At 34.0% G+C, this 16,259-nt stretch carries 20 protein-coding genes; 2 read left to right on the top strand and 18 right to left on the bottom strand.

Features of this window, described 5'->3' with window-relative positions; translation table 11 throughout:
* Positions 1-166: 166 nt before the first annotated feature.
* From BN3326_RS19845 to BN3326_RS19895, 12 genes are all read right to left on the bottom strand, one after another.
* Positions 167-772 carry a GrpB family protein gene (locus BN3326_RS19845; protein WP_070000989.1) on the bottom strand — a complete coding sequence of 202 codons (606 nt, stop codon included), beginning with the start codon at positions 770-772 and terminating at the stop codon, positions 167-169.
* 217 nt (positions 773-989) lie between these two features.
* Positions 990-1,586 (bottom strand): hypothetical protein, encoded by a 597-nt coding sequence (locus tag BN3326_RS19850; RefSeq protein ID WP_141722961.1) that lies wholly within the window; start codon positions 1,584-1,586, stop codon positions 990-992.
* 221 nt (positions 1,587-1,807) lie between these two features.
* Complete coding sequence (locus BN3326_RS19855; protein ID WP_070000991.1) at positions 1,808-2,422, bottom strand: class I SAM-dependent methyltransferase; 615 nt, start codon at positions 2,420-2,422, stop codon at positions 1,808-1,810.
* Between the two features lie 256 nt (positions 2,423-2,678).
* Positions 2,679-3,062, bottom strand: a complete 384-nt coding sequence (locus BN3326_RS19860) for a type II toxin-antitoxin system death-on-curing family toxin (protein WP_171903875.1) — start codon at positions 3,060-3,062, stop codon at positions 2,679-2,681.
* Positions 3,062-3,235: a DUF2281 domain-containing protein gene (locus BN3326_RS21800; protein ID WP_141722962.1), complete on the bottom strand. Its 174-nt coding sequence runs from the start codon at positions 3,233-3,235 to the stop codon at positions 3,062-3,064. Before BN3326_RS21800 ends, BN3326_RS19860 begins: the two co-directional genes overlap by 1 nt.
* Before the next feature lie 316 nt (positions 3,236-3,551).
* Positions 3,552-3,965: a GNAT family N-acetyltransferase gene (locus tag BN3326_RS19865; protein ID WP_070000993.1), complete on the bottom strand. Its 414-nt coding sequence runs from the start codon at positions 3,963-3,965 to the stop codon at positions 3,552-3,554.
* 368 nt (positions 3,966-4,333) lie between these two features.
* A complete protein-coding gene (locus BN3326_RS19870; RefSeq protein ID WP_070000994.1) occupies positions 4,334-5,206 on the bottom strand; it encodes a M23 family metallopeptidase in 873 nt (290 codons plus the stop codon).
* Between the two features lie 494 nt (positions 5,207-5,700).
* A complete protein-coding gene (locus tag BN3326_RS19875; protein ID WP_070000995.1) occupies positions 5,701-6,192 on the bottom strand; it encodes a pyridoxamine 5-phosphate oxidase in 492 nt (163 codons plus the stop codon).
* 49 nt (positions 6,193-6,241) lie between these two features.
* A complete protein-coding gene (locus tag BN3326_RS19880; RefSeq protein WP_070000996.1) occupies positions 6,242-6,838 on the bottom strand; it encodes a DUF6273 domain-containing protein in 597 nt (198 codons plus the stop codon).
* A gap of 427 nt (positions 6,839-7,265) precedes the next feature.
* Positions 7,266-7,694 carry a VOC family protein gene (locus BN3326_RS19885; RefSeq protein ID WP_070000997.1) on the bottom strand — a complete coding sequence of 143 codons (429 nt, stop codon included), beginning with the start codon at positions 7,692-7,694 and terminating at the stop codon, positions 7,266-7,268.
* A 231-nt stretch (positions 7,695-7,925) separates the two neighbouring features.
* Entirely contained in the window at positions 7,926-8,747 is an 822-nt protein-coding gene (locus BN3326_RS19890; RefSeq protein WP_070000998.1) for a creatininase family protein, read from the bottom strand.
* A gap of 250 nt (positions 8,748-8,997) precedes the next feature.
* Complete coding sequence (locus tag BN3326_RS19895; protein WP_070000999.1) at positions 8,998-9,546, bottom strand: GNAT family N-acetyltransferase; 549 nt, start codon at positions 9,544-9,546, stop codon at positions 8,998-9,000.
* Between the two features lie 306 nt (positions 9,547-9,852).
* On the opposite strand from BN3326_RS19895, the gene BN3326_RS19900 reads away from it, so the two are divergent.
* Together BN3326_RS19900 and BN3326_RS19905 are read left to right on the top strand one after the other, a co-directional pair.
* Positions 9,853-10,119 carry a type II toxin-antitoxin system Phd/YefM family antitoxin gene (locus BN3326_RS19900; RefSeq protein ID WP_070001000.1) on the top strand — a complete coding sequence of 89 codons (267 nt, stop codon included), beginning with the start codon at positions 9,853-9,855 and terminating at the stop codon, positions 10,117-10,119.
* Complete coding sequence (locus tag BN3326_RS19905) at positions 10,112-10,417, top strand: type II toxin-antitoxin system RelE/ParE family toxin (protein ID WP_070001001.1); 306 nt, start codon at positions 10,112-10,114, stop codon at positions 10,415-10,417. The genes BN3326_RS19900 and BN3326_RS19905 overlap by 8 nt, the downstream gene beginning before the upstream one ends.
* 166 nt (positions 10,418-10,583) lie before the next feature.
* On the opposite strand, the gene BN3326_RS19910 is transcribed toward BN3326_RS19905, so the two are convergent.
* From BN3326_RS19910 to BN3326_RS19940, 6 genes are all read right to left on the bottom strand, one after another.
* Positions 10,584-11,423, bottom strand: coding sequence for a TIR domain-containing protein (locus BN3326_RS19910; RefSeq protein WP_070001002.1), 840 nt, complete (start codon positions 11,421-11,423; stop codon positions 10,584-10,586).
* 213 nt (positions 11,424-11,636) lie between these two features.
* Entirely contained in the window at positions 11,637-12,089 is a 453-nt protein-coding gene (locus BN3326_RS19915; protein WP_070001003.1) for a GNAT family N-acetyltransferase, read from the bottom strand.
* Positions 12,090-12,300: 211 nt separating this feature from the next.
* On the bottom strand, positions 12,301-12,978 hold the full coding sequence (locus tag BN3326_RS19920) for a hypothetical protein (protein ID WP_070001004.1): 678 nt from the start codon (positions 12,976-12,978) through the stop codon (positions 12,301-12,303).
* Between the two features lie 280 nt (positions 12,979-13,258).
* Positions 13,259-13,807, bottom strand: coding sequence for a GNAT family N-acetyltransferase (locus tag BN3326_RS19925; RefSeq protein WP_070001005.1), 549 nt, complete (start codon positions 13,805-13,807; stop codon positions 13,259-13,261).
* A 965-nt stretch (positions 13,808-14,772) separates the two neighbouring features.
* Complete coding sequence (locus BN3326_RS19935; protein WP_070001007.1) at positions 14,773-15,114, bottom strand: cupin domain-containing protein; 342 nt, start codon at positions 15,112-15,114, stop codon at positions 14,773-14,775.
* Between the two features lie 333 nt (positions 15,115-15,447).
* Positions 15,448-16,257: a hypothetical protein gene (locus BN3326_RS19940; RefSeq protein WP_070001008.1), complete on the bottom strand. Its 810-nt coding sequence runs from the start codon at positions 16,255-16,257 to the stop codon at positions 15,448-15,450.
* Positions 16,258-16,259 lie beyond the last annotated feature (2 nt).

Consider the following 16,259-nt stretch of genomic DNA (forward strand, 5'->3'; position numbering starts at 1 on the left):
CCATTTCGTAGAACGTCCTCGCACTCAAGACGTTTCTCAGCCCCAGATAGCTCTTATCTTGGTCTGAGGAATGTGCTTTGGCTTCGGCTACTAAAAAGGTGTGACCCTAAGTAGCCAAAGCGAACTTGAGTGCATTGTTAGGTGCTATTGTACACGGAAATTACTATTAGCCTAAAGTTTTTCTTGTATTTTTTGGCACATAGCGATCTGCATATTCCCTTCTCGCTTTCTCGGTAAAATTAGTAATAAATTCAGTTTTTGCGTCTGTATAACCATCTCTATTATTCTCGTATTTTTTCCATAGACTCAATTTCAATCGCCCATATTCTGCAGCAACTTCATAATGTTCAATAAGATAATCTCTAAAATATAGTTCATTCCAATCACCTAAATAACGCACATGAAGATGATATACTCTTTCTGCAAACCCATTTGGCGTATACCCTTTATTAAGTGAAAACTTCACTTCTGGTTCTAATTCACTGGACATTAATGTCCAACCATTATTGACCAACGTTGCTATTATCTGTGATATATCGCTTGTTCTATTTAATTCCAACAAAATATCTATAGTTGGTTTGGCTATTAGGTTATTGACAGCGCTACTTCCAATGTGATTAATTCTATTTATATAATCATTACTAATACACCTAAAAATATTACTCTTTTCACTTTTGTACCATTCCTTATAGCACGAGTTGTGTTCTTTTAAAATGATCGGGAATAGCTCCCATAGTTCTTCTAGTGACATTTGAGATAGTTCTTTTTTCATTCTTACCCCCATAACCAAAGATGATAAATACTATCCTGTTTAACCTAGTGCACAATGGCACCTAACGTTTTCCCATTGTCGACGTCTTGGAGCTGGACCCACAGAGATATTCTTCGAAGGCGGTGCTTGTACCCAGAGAAGAGATGTGCACAGCGAACGACAATGCTCTGTTATGTGGTGGTGTCAACGGAAATTCTCATTAACCCCGAACTATAAATTATCTTTCCCATCCAATAGCTGTTGTTCCTTCGATATCATATAATATCCATTCTCCATGCTCATTTCTTCTAAAGTAGTTTTTTCTGTGAAATTCTGATGCTATATCAATTATCTTACTATTACTTTCTTCCTCTATTACTAACTCTATTTTATCTAAGCTTGAATATTCCTCTTTATATTTTGTTTCTTTAATATATGCCCTTTTAATACTAACACCCTTATCATAAATTGTTGGAATATAGTTTATAATATTCCCTTCACCAAAAACTAAGTTCCCATTATTATCTGTAACCACTTTCCCATTATTATCAAGATCAACAATGACCTCGAATATGTGTACTCTTAACCTCTGCTCTTCCATATATGAGAAATCATATATATTAAAAAATTCATTGCTGGACTTTATAGGTATATTAGGTCTAGTTTCAAATTTAGAGTTTGTTATCTCATTAACTGGCTTCCAGGCTTTTTTCAGTATTATTTCTGCTTCTGATAAATCAAATTCTGTTTCTTTTACTTTAATTGGCTTAATAGTATTACTACATGCCGATAACATAATTGCAATTATAATACTAACAACTATGATCTTTTTCATCATTCCCTTCTCCTCCCCCTCAGCTTAGCAATTACTCTATCTAGTAATAAAAGCCTAGTTGACACTGTCACATAACGTCCTCGTATCTCCGCCGTCTCTGAACTGTACCCTCAGAGCCCACCTCTTCACTGGGTGCTCGCACCCAGTGAAGAGGTGGGCGTAGCGAATGGAGATACATTGTTATATGATGTTGCACAAGGAAGCTACCAATAAACTCCTTGTTAGCTTCTATGTTTCTTCTGCATACAAACGATTTGTACATTCTCACTTCTCACTACCTTACTACATTGAAATCCATGCATTTCAAAGCAGCTCACTATTTCTTTCGGCGAATAAAACTTGACGTCACCTTCCTTGGATAACTTGACAAATGGATTACATAAAACCCTTAAAATAGGCGGGAGATAAATCTCTGCTATGTATAAATAACCATTTTTCTTTAGTACTCTTGCTGCTTCCCTTGCAAAAGAGTCGGTATCTGGAAAATGATGATATGCAGCACAAACTGTCATTAGCTCAAAAAAATCACTTTCAAAAGGTATCTCTTCACAACCGGACACTTTAAATACCATATCTCTACAATTCTTCTTTGCATTACTAACCATCTTATCAGATATATCGATACCATATCCATGAATTTCATTCTTTACTGATAGCATTTTCAATAAAGTTCCGTTACCACAGGCAACATCTAGAATATTTATACCTTTCTTTAGAACTATAATCTTGCACAATAAATCTTTAAACTTCTTAGTAAATTTACCCTCCGGTGTATCGTTATAATTATCTGCTTTGTTATTGTATGCAATCTTTGAATACTCGTTATAGTCCTTCATGTATACCCCCTATAAAAATATGATATTCATATAATTGTTTTTAACCTAGTGTGCAATGTCATATAACGTCCTCGCATTCAAGACGTTTCTCAGCCTTAGATAGTTCCTATCTTAGGCTGAGGAATGTGCTTTGGCTTCTTCCAAGGCATGACCCAAAATAGACAAAGCGGACTTGAGAGCATTGTTATCTGCAGTAACTATTATTTAATGTTTTGATTTAATTAAACCCTCTCATAACACAAAAGACCATAAACTGTTAGTCAAAATGTTTACGGTCTTTTATCCAATGAAGTATATTAATTTGTTTATAATCTCCTGCTGCAGTTCCTAATCCTAAATCTATAAGCTCCTGTTGAGTATACTTTATTCCTATATTATTCAGCTTTAACAAAAAAAGCATTATTGCTATACCTATTCGCTTGTTACCATCAACAAATCCATGATTCTGAATTAAAGAATATGTTATTGCTGCAATTTTTTCTTCAACAGTTGGATATAAGTCTTTTCCATCATAAGTTACATCGGCTTTATTTAAAGCACTTTCAACTAAATTTCTATCCCTAAGTACATGGCTCCCTCCTGTTTGTTGAATAATTTTATTATGAAATACTATAATATTGTCCAAATCAATTGACTTCATCATTTACTTAATTCCTTTAATGCTTCCTTATTTTCTATAATAACATTATCCATCATTTTTTCTAATTCTTTCTGATTCTTCATATCTAAATATTCGATAAAATCAATAGCTTCTTCTTTCTTATCTTCTGGTAATTTCATAAAAACATCTAATAATTTCTCTGCTAGAGACATACCCTCACCTACTTCTTAGTTTTCTTAATAAAATTATACAGAATAAATTGAAATAATACTAGGTCTAAATTGCAGATAACGTTTTTGCATTGTCGACGTCTTGGAGCTGGACCCACAGAGATATTCTTCGAAGGCTGTGCTTGCACCCAGCGAAGAGGTGGGCGCAGCAAACGGAGATACATTGTTATCTGGAGTGCCACATCCCATGGACTGGAAATCACTATGATTGCCAAACATCCTAGCACTTTTGCTTCCCATCATTCCACAAATCGTTCCTTATTTATTCTTAAATTGCAGTTATATGTATTTTAGAGATTTATATTCTTATATTCATCATCATACCATTACCCTCTTTTTCGTTTGGACGCAATCTGAAGCCTAGGTTGGTGTAAAAATCTTCTTTGCCTTTAGCAGACATAAGTCCAACAGTTATACTTGTGTTTGGTAAAGCATTAATTTTTATATAGTTTAACAGACGGTTAATGATTTCTGTTCCTATACCTTTCCTCTGGTATGCAGGATTTATAAATAAGTCCTGAATATATACGATTCTAGAATTATCTCCAATCAATCTCCCCATGCCTACTACCTGTCCATCTACTTCAACCGAAACAATATACAGACTATTTTTTATTGCTCTCTCAATTTGTAATAGATTGGGACGCCCAAAACCTACAGATTCCTGTATGTCACAAAATTGCTCAGCTGTTATTGTTTCTAAGAATCTCATTCTTCTAACCTCCAAACATAATTTACAAATGTACGTAATTTTTCTAAATCATGATCAATTTTTACTTTATTACAGCTCCTATAAATAGATTTTAAAAAGTCTCAAAAAGTGTAACAGAATTTTTTTCACTACTATGGACAAGCAATTCCCCTGGATGCATTTCAGATAACATCCCTGCACTCAAGACATTTCTCAGCCTTAGATAGCTCTTGTCTTAGGCTGAGAAATGTGCTTTGGCTTCAGCTGCTAAAAAAGAGTGACCCTAAGAAGCCAAAGCGAACTTGAGTGAATTGTTATAGGAAGTAGTGACATATTTTATGAATAAAGTGACACAAGCCCATAAGATACCGCTCATTTTTCGTATACCTCTAATTAGCAGAAACATTGTATCCACGAGAAATGTACCCTTCTAAAATTTGCTCCTTTGGCATAGATAGTCTATGATCAAATCTTTCATAATTGGGAGCGATAGTAAGTTTAATATTATTGAACTTTATTGGTAAACCTGCACTATTATAAAAACTTTGACCTGTTTGTAGTTGAAAGTGCAAATGTGGCTCTGTTGAGTTTCCTGTATTTCCACACTTTGCAACAATATCTCCCCTTGAAATACTATCTCCAACCTTTACAGTTATGCTATCCTTTTTCAAGTGAGCAAAGGTACTATATTCCTTTTCAGAGTGTTTTATAACAATGTAGTTTCCAGCAATATGAGGTGATTTTGAAAAAAACTTTCCATTTTTAAATATCAAACTGTCCTTTGCATCATTTGATATTTCAACTACTATACCATCGGCTGGAGCTAAAATATTTTTGTCATAACAGTAATAGCTTTCACATTGATTAAATTCATTTCGATAAGATTTTCCTTCTTCATCTAATATAATGAAATCATAAGCATATCGCTGAGTTGGAATATCCCAAGAATGTGAGAATTCTTTCGTATAGCAACCATTTACAACTAACCACTTTCCTTCAAAAGGTAATGTATATTCAATTTCACTTTTGTAGTTAAATATAGCGGGAACTTCATTTCCAAACTTTTTATTTACTTTAAATATACCAATAGTTTGCAAAACTGAACATTTAAAAACTGAGAAATTTAAAGCTATCTCTACAAATGTAAATAGTCCAAACAGGCAAAGCAGTTTGAAAATCAATAAATCACTAAAAAGAGTTGATACTAAACTAACTACACCTATATACTTTGCAGTTTTAGAAAACTGATATAAATAGTACATCATAACCCCTTTCCATATTTAGTAAAAATAAATAATATTCACTTCGTATTTATCTGCTATTATGTATTAGTCTTGTTTTCCATAATAGACCCCAAATAACAACCCCGATATCACTATTTCCTATAACGTCCTCGCACTCAAGACATTTATCAGCCCTAGATAGCTCTTATCTTGGGCAGATAAATGTGCTTTGCTACTTCGAAGAAATGATCCAAAACAGGCAAAGCGAACTTGACTGCATTGTTATCGGATGTATGAGGCACCCCTAAGCTAGAGTAGGACTAAACGTCGGGGACTTAAAATTCACCTATCTACTACCTATAATCTATTTGCATAATATGAATAATACGACCCTGAATTATAAATTATAAATTATCATTTATCAAAATATCCTTTGCACTCGTGATCTTACTGATCAATTGGAATTTGTCAAGTACACCTTATGCTAATAAAGTGTACTAAGGAGAATGCTCATTTAGATATCGTTTAATTCTTTACCTTATTTTTCCTTCTTCAGTCTCTAACTTATTCACAAAGTCCATATTGTAACGCACAGCACCGTGGTCTCTAAATATCATGCCTCTTGTTATGCGGATTGCCAAAATAACGCAGTTTTCATCCTGTTCATTGTTTGCCTGGTCATACCAATCGATAAATGCTTTGCGAAGTTTAGCCCTTATTTCAGCATTTTTCGGGTCTAAAACCCATCCGAGATTTTCGCCAATTCCACTACCGGAAATCCCTTCGAAACAAACCGCAAATGCAACCTCTTTGTTTTGAGCTATCTGCTGCATTTTATTTGATTTTGCCCAAGTAGTAACATAAAACACGCCGTCTTCATAATAAGCGTTCACATCACGGACATAAGGACAGGGGATTCCGTCAGTGCTCGGTTCCATTGCGATGGTTGAGAGAGCAATGACATTATCCTTTCCGTTGCCGCAACTTTCTTCTATTAATCTTAATCCTTCTTCGTATCTGCTCATCCTTAACTCCTCCTCTAAATTTTTCGTCATTATAGCATGGCGAATTATATTACAGTTTCAGCCACAAAGCGGGGCGAACACCGCCTCTATACATAACTTCGCTGATGTTGCCTTTCAATATATTGTTTCCTTGGATACCTATATTACCATCACCGTGAACGTATACGGCCTTTATATTAACGCGCCCAGGCGACCGAAGCCACCACCACCGCATTCCACTCTTATACATGGCAATTCGCTTGCTATTATTTTGGTCTTTTCTTTCGAACCAATATCTTTGATTTTTCCCCGGATTTAGCAGTTTTGAACTGCTATCACCGAAATATTGGCATACTGCTTCCTCAATACTTAATAAAAATATTTTGTCTTGCGTATCTTCTCCACCTTTTGAACCATACCATTGATTGTCGGGATTTTTATTTGATACTGGTATTATTCTTGCTTTATCAGTTGCATTGAATTTGTTATAAAATTCACCGTTAAGATATTTTCTTAATGAGCAATCTGCCCATGTTATATCTTTATAAGCATCATGGTAAGCACGCTGTTCTATAATACATTCAGTTATAATCAGTGCTACATCGTTTTGTATGTCAAGCACTCGCCAATCGTAACAGCCAAATGATATTTTATCTCCTACTTGCATATTTACCTCCCATACCTAATATAAATAATCTCTTGTTCGCCATATTCTCCAAAGATACCCCAAAACAAATTCCAGTTTAGCTATATGCTATAGACATTGTATGGAATATTTAAAATTTTATTGTCAATCTTTCAAAATCCGTCATGAACGTGTCCGCCTTTGCCTCATCTTTCCGATAACGTCCCCGTGTTCAAAACGCCCTAGATACTTAACCAGACTTGGCTTGGTATCTAGGGTGTGCGCTGCTCTGCTCCAGCGACTTCACCCTCTGCGCGAACTTGAACACATTGTTAGATGATGGTGCGTACGGAATTTACCATAAACTATACATTTATCATTTGCTTCATAAAAAGACTTTGTTGACTTATCTTCGCATTATAAAAAAATAATGAACCAAATCAGCTTCATATTATATTTTAAATAAGTGTTATGATTTCTTGTACATACTTGGATCCCAAGGCTTACCTGGATCATAGTCATCAGGAGGGCGGTGTTGTGGAGCAGTTATATACCACAACACACCAAATTTATCAATAACTTCAGCTGCGCAAGGAGTCCATGGCATTGGGCCTATCGGTGTTTTAATAGTTCCCCCATCACTTAAAAGGGCATATGCTTTTTGCACCTCATCCCCGTTATCAAAACTGATGCCCAGCTGCACCGTATGTTCTTGTATATTGTCGTTTGATGATTCGACCACTGAAAAGATTTCTTGTCCATTTTTATAAAGTTCTGAATGAAAGTATGTTCCGTTAGAGTTTTTTACATGATACCCTAATTCCAAACCAAATGCTTCTCTGTAAAGCTCGACAGCATCCACACTGTTTCTAACATATAATCCTATTCCTAATTTCACTTTGATTACCTCTTCTCTTAATATAAATAATGCTTAGTTCGTTATATCAAACTAGTACGCACTGTCATCTAATGTCCTCGCACTCAAGACGTTTCTCATCCTTAGATAGCTCCTATCTTAGGTTGAGAAATGTGCTTTGGCTGCAACTTCTAAAAAAGAATGCCCCTAACCAGCCAAAGCGAACTTGAGTGCATTGTTATATGTCGTTGTCCGTTGACCCATTTAGATTCACTAAATTCTTGTACTTTTAATTAGTTCTGCTGTCATACTAGTAAACTCTAAAATGAATTTTTTTGCATCTTCTATAGATATATTAGATGGGTCCCCACAATAACCCAGCGGGGTAACTTCTTTCGCTTCTTCTCCACCTCGTTGCCATTTTCTCAATAGCTCAAATGTGGTTTTAGAGGATTGTAATTCTCTAGCTTTATTCTCATCTACTAATTCATCAAACTCAGCTAACATTAAACTTGTTTCAACACCTCCGGCATGTATATCAAGGTAATGCTGTGGCTGTCTGTTTCTGACATCTTCATCTCTTTGTACTAAAACATATACTTCATTTCCTTCCAACCCAACTAGACTAGCAAAAAATTGAGGTATAATATCGTATACATTTATTTTTACATCTGATTCATATATCTCTCTAGTGATATCAAGTATGGTTTTACTATGTAAAAAATCACCATGCATGTTTAGAAAATATACCCTTTTGAATCCCCATTGTTCAAGGCATTCTATAGTGTCTTTAATAACCGCCTTCATTGTACCAACCTTTACTGTAAATGATCCTGCAAATCCCCCAGTCGCAACATTAATTCCCCAATAATAAGGTGGAGCTATAACAGATTTTATCCCCATCCCCTCAAGTGATTTTTTTATGTGTTTTAAAACCGCATATGTAAGATATGTATCAGTACCTAGTGGTAAGTGAGGCCCATGTTCCTCAATAACTGCTATTGGAAACAAAACAACTGCTTCCTCCTCTATTAACCTCTCAATTTCTAGATAGGTCATATCAGCCATTGTATCTTTAAATATTGAATAGTTCATATACTAGCCTCCAAAATCGCTTTCTTATTTAATCTTGCCAATTAGAAATGGACACTGTCATATAACGTCCCCGCACTCAAGACGTTTTCCAGCCCTAGATAGCTCTTATCTTGGACTGAGGAAAGTGCTTTGCTGCTTCGAAGGCATGACCCAAAATAGGCAAAGCGAACTTGAGTGCATTGTTATATGACGGTGTGTGCGGAAGCAACCAATAGCCATAAACTTTTGAAAAATACTACATTCACAATAACTATTTGTTCCTCTTAAACCATTCTTCCTTTAAAATTGCATATTGATATGCATCTTGCCAAACAGGTTGCCTATTAGCATCTCTCTTGAAAAATATTGGTTTTATAAAATATCCTTCTCTTCTCATCTTTAATCGTTCCAACAATCTCCATGATGAGGTATTATCTGGATTACAACCTGCTGTTATTCTATGTACATCCAGTTTCTCAAATCCATATTCAAGCATCTTCTCTGACGCTTCTGTAGCATAGCCTTCTCCATAATATTGAGGATTAAAAACGTACCCTAGTTCCCAAGTCATAAAATCTTCCGGTTCTTGTTGTTGGAAATAAATATTACCTATTAATTTTTTATTATCCTTGAGGCATACCGCCCAAAATCCAGTATTCTTAGATCGATTAAATGCTTCTCTCCTACATTCTTCTTTACTTTTAACATCATATGGTTCATACTTTACAACTTCTTCTAATGACAGATATTCATATAAATCTTCCCAATCATCAGGTTTAAACTGTCTTAAAAATAATCTATTCGTCTCCAAAATATCCATTCTAACACCCCCTTATATTCAACGTAAATTTAATAAATACCTAGCCCACACTGTCATATAACGTCCTCGTATCTCCGCCGCCTCTGAACTGTACTCACATAGCCCTTCTTCGTAGCGGTGCTTGCACCAGTGAAGAGGTGGGCGCAGCGAACGGAGATACATTGTTATCGGAAGTCCTTCCTTTTAATGAAATATTATCACTCTTTAAACACCAGTTTTATCTAGATTACTAAATAAACCAATAGAAAATTTATCATAATAATGATATAATAATGATAAATAATAGTTTTAAAAGGAGTGATTAATTTGCCAATAATAAAACCAATTTCTGATTTAAGAAACAACTTTAACATGATATCTGATTTATGCCACACTAATGCTGAACCAATCTTCATCACCAAAAACGGTCATGGTGATATGGTAGTTATGAGTCAAGCACTTTACGAGCAGCAACAAGCTCTAATCGAGCTATATCAAAAGTTAGCAGAAGCTGAGGTTGAAAGCCAATCTACTATTACTAGAATATCTCATAAAGATTTGATGACTAAAATGAGGTCTAAAATAAATGAATAAAAAGTACCAAATAGAATATTTGCCAATAGCAGAGAAAGATCTTACAGATATAATTGAATATATTACTCTTGATAGTCCGCAATCAGCTCTATCTCTTCTTGAAAACATTGATGAGTCAATATCCAATCTAGCTGACTTACCTTTTATTGGAGTAACTCCCAGGGATCCAAGGCTTGAACGCTTAAATTATAGGATTCTAGTAGTAAGCAGTTATTTGGTGTTCTATGTGGTTAAAAATGACTGTGTTGAAATAAGACGTATACTTCATGGAAAACGCAAATATCAATTTCTTTTATAGACTTATCTCTACTACAGTCTAATTTCCGATAACGTCTCCGTATCTCCGACGCCTCTGAACTGTACCCACAGAGCCCTTCTTCGTAGCGGCGCTTGCACCAGTGAAGAGGTGGGCGCAGCGAACGGAGATATTTTGTTAAGCGAAGTATCTGGAAGTTAGCCAAATATTAGTCTTTCAATACATTTTCAAGTCTATTACATATTCTATCTCGTTTTCTTTCCCAAGTTGAAAAACTCAAAGGATTTCTAATGTTAAATATCTCCTCAATTCTTTCTTTGAAGGAATTCCATTTTAATGAATCTAATAATAACATTCCTTGTGTTAAAGGAATCACACCTTTAATATTCTCATATGATAATGGTGGTACTATAATTGGAATGTGCTCTTTTGATAATACCCACGAAGCTCCCATTTCACACATACATACTGGACTTTCATAAAAGTTATTTGAAAGTACAAACAGCACTAACACATCTGAAGATAATTCTGTTTTTATTGCATTTAAAAAATCCTCTCCTAATCCAATTCCATATCCTTCGAAAGAAGTACAAAATATTTGGTTCGATTCCACCCCTATGGTCTCTAATATTTCAATGATCTCTTCAACCACCTCTGAATCCTTTGATGAATGACTAATAAAAATTTTTGATATCTCATTTGATAAACTCTCATTTGCACCATCATCAACTTTCTCTATATCCTCTTCTTTTAGTTCTTCTATATAAGTGTTAATTGAGTCAATAAGTAACTTAAAGTCACGCCTAAAACATTGTAAATGATCTGATGTATAGTCACTATTGGAAGTATAAATCATCGCCCGATAAAAAAATCTTAATTTCGTAAAATGTTCGAATTCTACAGAGTCTTTTCCATATACTTTTATCAATGTTCTCTCGACCAAGTTCTTCCAGTTTTTAAAGTCAGGATCATCACTTTTCTCTATTTTTACAGTATTTGATCTTTCAATTAATTTCTCCAAGATTCTAATCTTTTCTTTTGTTTTCATCACAATTCCTCCCCAAATTTATGATAAGTAAGATATTTCGCTTAACGTTCTCGCACTCAAGACGTTTCTCAGCCTTAGATATCTCTTATCTTAGGCTGAGAAATGTGCTTTGCTTCTTCGAAGGTATGACCCCAAGCAGGCAAAGCGAACTTGAGTGCATTGTTGTGCGGCGCCCAACTGCTTTTCTTCATATTTCATCTGATATAAATTAAGTCAAAGCTTCATTATAAATCCAGTCTTAATATCATCCCTAAATCCTGAACTTCTATAAAAATTAAGTGTTTCATCCTTCTTTGAACTTGTTAACAACATTACCTTATAACAATTATTATTCATTGCTACTTCTACTGCCTTTTTTATTACCTGCTTCCCAAACCCATTGTTCCTATATTTCTTATGTGTAACTACATTCTCAATTAAGCCATAAGGTCTAGCACGCCTTGTTAAGTTCTTGATAATTGTAATATTACATGTTGCTATTAAGATACCATCTTTTTCTACAACTATATAATATAAATTAGGATCATCATATATTGAATCCCATAATTTTTTCAGTTCTTCATTATCTTCCGGCTCTGGATCATTATTGTCAAAGTGCTTGTATAAATCTAACAAAGCTCTAAGTTCGTCATATCTAATGAATCTTATATTATGATCAGCACTCATGATCTACCTCCATTATTTTTTTATCCTACCTATTTCCTAATGTAGAGGGGGTGTTGCATAACGTCCTCGCACTCAAGACGTTCATCAGCCTTAGATATCTCTTATCTTAGGCTGATGAATGTGCTTTGGCTTCAGCTGCTAAAAAGAAATCTCCCTAATCAGCCAAAGCGAACTTGAGTGCATTGTTAGCTGATGTAGTCATTAACCCTTTTCAATCTTTTCCCTGTTTTATTACCAATTCATCATTATCATTAAATAGAATTATTTGATAATTATCATACCAATAACTTATATTGAATAAATCATTCTCTGAATCCTCATCAACATATGTAAACTTTAACTGGTCAATAATGATTTTAGATTCTTGAGGATGAATATAGTACTCCGTGGGTAAAATCAGTTTGCTTTCAGATATTACTGAACTCATAATTTCTGGTAACACTAATGCAACTTTTAGCTTTTTTACATTACTACTATAATTTTTTAATTTTAATTCTAATTTTATTGAATTACTTTTATCATAATGAAGATCATATTTACTATCAATTAATTCTATACTCTTTAAACCTCTACTTAGAGCATAATAGGGTGCCTTTATTGCATTTATCCACTGAAATATATTCGGTACAATAATAAAGAACATTACTAAAAATATTACAACTCTACTACTTTTGAAATAATTGCTCTTAACAATCTCATTATAACTCCATACTAAAATTATAATAGCCAACAAACCGTTAACGTATATTCTGCTATTTGGACTTGGTTTTATTGTCGGTATTATAAACTCAAATATAGACTTATTGGTATGGGGTAATTGCATTGAACAAATTGCAGCCAACAATACTCCCCCTGCTCCTAGCCAATATCTTTTAGAATCCTTTTCCATATCTTCGCTCCCCTATCTTATTTTTGCTTATACAGAAATGATTATGTCTGCTAACGTCCCCGCACTCAAGACGTTCCTCGGCCCTAGATAGCTCTTATCTTGGGCTGAGAAATGTGCTTTGCTTCTTCGAAGGCATGACCCCAAATAGGCAAAGCGAACTTGAGTGCATTGTTAGATGATGTCCCCCCTCGGAAGTTGCCAGTAATCTCAACTAATATCAATCTCTTGATATTAGACTAATGCGTACTTTATAAATAAAGCGAAGTAAGATAACTTCTGATTATGTCTTATTTTGGAACAACAGATGATAGTCATCTTTAGTCAAAATATATTTTTTTGCATCATAAGTTTTATCAAAGGATTCATATGTATCATCGCAATAATATCTAAACCCGCTTTTTTCGATTACTCTTTTCGATTGTAGATTAAATGATTTATGGCCACACCACAAAACATCTACTTTAATCTCATCAAAAGCATATTGGATTGCTTCTCGCACAGCTTCAGTCATAAGACCTCTGCCCCAGTATACTTTGCTTAAAACGTACCCAATCTCTCTTTGTATATCAGCTCTATAACTTGTGTCAGCAGTTCTATTATGAAAACCTAAAGAACCAATTACTTTATTTTCTTCTTTTAATACCAAAGCATACTCTATGCCACTATCAATAAAGCCTTTTAATATTGTTTTAGTAACTTCAATATTCTCATGATGCGGCCACCCAGTCATTTCGCTAATACCTTCAATACTGGCATACTCATAAAAGTCAAATATATCAGATGCTTTCCAATCTCTCATTATCAGTCTTTTGGTTTCTAACGTTTTCATAATACACCTCCTAATATAAACAATTTCCAATTCACACTTAGAAAGTACTTCGACCTAGTAGCGCTCTATACATTAACAATTAATATTACATATGTGATACTACTCTTTTTACTAGAGGGGGATGTCATCTAACGTCTCCGCACTCAAGACGTTTCTCAGCCTTAGATAGCTCTTATCTTAGGCTGAGAAATGTGCGTTGCTTCTTCAAGAGAATGACCCAAAATAGGCAAAGCCAACTTGAGTGCATTGTTAGATGATGTTGCGTACGGAAATTACCAACACCCATGATTCAATCGATTTTATTGTATAATCAAAGACCACATTACAAATCTTTTTTTTCAGTATGTTTATAAAAACTGGTAATAACCACATACCCAAGTATTACTTGAAATAATGGTACAGAATCTACGATATACCTCATCAAATGTATTTCTGGATATATTTTTATATTTTGAGAAATCTGACTACCAATATAAATCCATATATAGATTAGACCAAAATATTATGATGGTATGCCAACTATAATTAATTTGGGTAAATTGATTTTCCATATTCCATCTTTTCTTATTTCTCTAATTATATGTTCTAATCCTAAAACTAGGCCAATACATACACAAATAAGCACACTACTCACCATATAATAATAATTAAAACGAAATTCTTGTCTTAAAGATTCCTTAAATAAATTTTCAACATATACTTTAACCAATCTTTTGTTTTCATGATTTCCCCCTTAATTTAACTGCCACTACGCAATTTTGTACTAGTACACAATATCATCTAACGTCCTCGCACTCAAGACGTTTCTCAGCCCTAGATAACTCTTATCTTGAGCTGAGAAATGTGCTTTGGCTTCAACTTCTAAATAGTAGCGCCTCTAACCAGCCAAAGCGAACTTGAGTGCATTGTTAGCTGATGTTGACATACTGAAGACTTGCAATAGCCATAAATTATTCAATTCAGTTTTAAATTTTATTCTTTATTTGATATCTATCTTTTTGATTAAAGAAAGTCATGTCTGCATATCCAGCATAAATTTTCCCACTATGCTTAACACCTTTGGGAATGAAATATCTATCACCTTTTTGATATGTACTCTTAATACCATCAATTATTAAATCAATTCTACCTTCTAGCACCACTCCCCATTGGCTTTCATGAGAATGTTCCGGCAAATCAACATCTTCATTAAAGCTCATGAAAATAATTTGATGCTCCAGCCCTTGTGCCAAATGTGCTCTAATTCCTTTTAAGTTTATATCTGCTTCTGGTAAACTCAGTATTGGTTCTGGAAATAATTCTAACAATTTAACTGCCCCCTATCATATAATTTACTTTTTAAATCTTTTCAACGATTTATCTTATGTGCAATATATATTATTTTAAAGCTAAATAGTATTATGAGACTTACTGTGGGTAAGACGCCAAAAAAAGTATGTCAATATCAGCTAACGTCCTCGCACTCAAGACATTTCTCGGCCCTAGATAGCTCTTATCTTGGGCTGAGAAATGTGCTTTGCTTCTTCGAAGGGATGACCCAAAATAAGCAAAGCGAACTTGAGTGCATTGTTAGGCGAGGGAATCAATGGGACTCTTCAATAACCTCCACCTAAGATAATTTATTAAAGTATTTCAATTTATTAGTCTTTTATGAATCTCCATCTCATTCCTAATGCGTTTATACAAGTTCCTTCATAATCTTTTATATCTAATATTTCATAGTCATCATCATAAAAGAATATTATTTCATCCTTTAAGGCAATAGTGGCTGAAAATAAATTAGAACCATAATTATCATTAGCAGGTCGTAGATTCAGTGCTAAAACTCCTTCAAATACAATTTCAATCGTTTCTGACCAATCACTATCAAATATCATAGAAACTTGTCTAATATAATCTATTACATTCATTCCTTTATTAGTTTTTCCTGAGCCACTTATATAAGTTAAACTTCTTAGCACCGAATCATGAAATCCAGAAAATAGGTTCATTAAACTGTTAATATCTTCATCATTCTCGACATAATTCCAGCCATCTAGTTTAGTACAAAATTCATCATGATCTCCTCTTAATTCTTCATATGAAACCTTATGTCCTTGCAATAACTTAATTAGCAAGTCCTTTTGTTCAAAAACAAATTCATATCCTCTATATTCATAAAGACTATTGTATTTGTTACTAACGTTAAATTTATTTCTAAATTTCTTTATATCGGACTCTGTTTTTATAATCCAAGGCTCAGGCAATTCATTACAGCTAATTATGTTAACATTAACAGGCAAATGTACTACTTTATTTGCTTTATCTAAATATTCATAGAGACAAAAGTATCGGTCTTTACCTTGACCTTGAAGAACTAGATACTTTTCAAAGTATCCTGAATTTATTATTGCATATACTTCAGACACAAAGTAATTATTCGTCTTTTTATCATATACCCTAACTCTCATTT

It is taken from the genome of Cellulosilyticum sp. I15G10I2, from assembly GCF_900095725.1.
Taxonomy (GTDB): Bacteria; Bacillota; Clostridia; order Lachnospirales; family Cellulosilyticaceae; genus FMMP01.

Coding starts and splice junctions, on each gene's coding strand:
- BN3326_RS19845 (WP_070000989.1), bottom strand. CDS start 772: ATGAAAAAAGAACTATCTCAAATGTCACTAGAAGAACTATGGGAGCTA.
- BN3326_RS19850 (WP_141722961.1), bottom strand. CDS start 1,586: ATGAAAAAGATCATAGTTGTTAGTATTATAATTGCAATTATGTTATCG.
- BN3326_RS19855 (WP_070000991.1), bottom strand. CDS start 2,422: ATGAAGGACTATAACGAGTATTCAAAGATTGCATACAATAACAAAGCA.
- BN3326_RS19860 (WP_171903875.1), bottom strand. CDS start 3,062: ATGAAGTCAATTGATTTGGACAATATTATAGTATTTCATAATAAAATT.
- BN3326_RS21800 (WP_141722962.1), bottom strand. CDS start 3,235: ATGTCTCTAGCAGAGAAATTATTAGATGTTTTTATGAAATTACCAGAA.
- BN3326_RS19865 (WP_070000993.1), bottom strand. CDS start 3,965: ATGAGATTCTTAGAAACAATAACAGCTGAGCAATTTTGTGACATACAG.
- BN3326_RS19870 (WP_070000994.1), bottom strand. CDS start 5,206: ATGTACTATTTATATCAGTTTTCTAAAACTGCAAAGTATATAGGTGTA.
- BN3326_RS19875 (WP_070000995.1), bottom strand. CDS start 6,192: ATGAGCAGATACGAAGAAGGATTAAGATTAATAGAAGAAAGTTGCGGC.
- BN3326_RS19880 (WP_070000996.1), bottom strand. CDS start 6,838: ATGCAAGTAGGAGATAAAATATCATTTGGCTGTTACGATTGGCGAGTG.
- BN3326_RS19890 (WP_070000998.1), bottom strand. CDS start 8,747: ATGAACTATTCAATATTTAAAGATACAATGGCTGATATGACCTATCTA.
- BN3326_RS19895 (WP_070000999.1), bottom strand. CDS start 9,546: ATGGATATTTTGGAGACGAATAGATTATTTTTAAGACAGTTTAAACCT.
- BN3326_RS19905 (WP_070001001.1), top strand. CDS start 10,112: ATGAATAAAAAGTACCAAATAGAATATTTGCCAATAGCAGAGAAAGAT.
- BN3326_RS19910 (WP_070001002.1), bottom strand. CDS start 11,423: ATGAAAACAAAAGAAAAGATTAGAATCTTGGAGAAATTAATTGAAAGA.
- BN3326_RS19915 (WP_070001003.1), bottom strand. CDS start 12,089: ATGAGTGCTGATCATAATATAAGATTCATTAGATATGACGAACTTAGA.
- BN3326_RS19920 (WP_070001004.1), bottom strand. CDS start 12,978: ATGGAAAAGGATTCTAAAAGATATTGGCTAGGAGCAGGGGGAGTATTG.
- BN3326_RS19925 (WP_070001005.1), bottom strand. CDS start 13,807: ATGAAAACGTTAGAAACCAAAAGACTGATAATGAGAGATTGGAAAGCA.
- BN3326_RS19940 (WP_070001008.1), bottom strand. CDS start 16,257: ATGAGAGTTAGGGTATATGATAAAAAGACGAATAATTACTTTGTGTCT.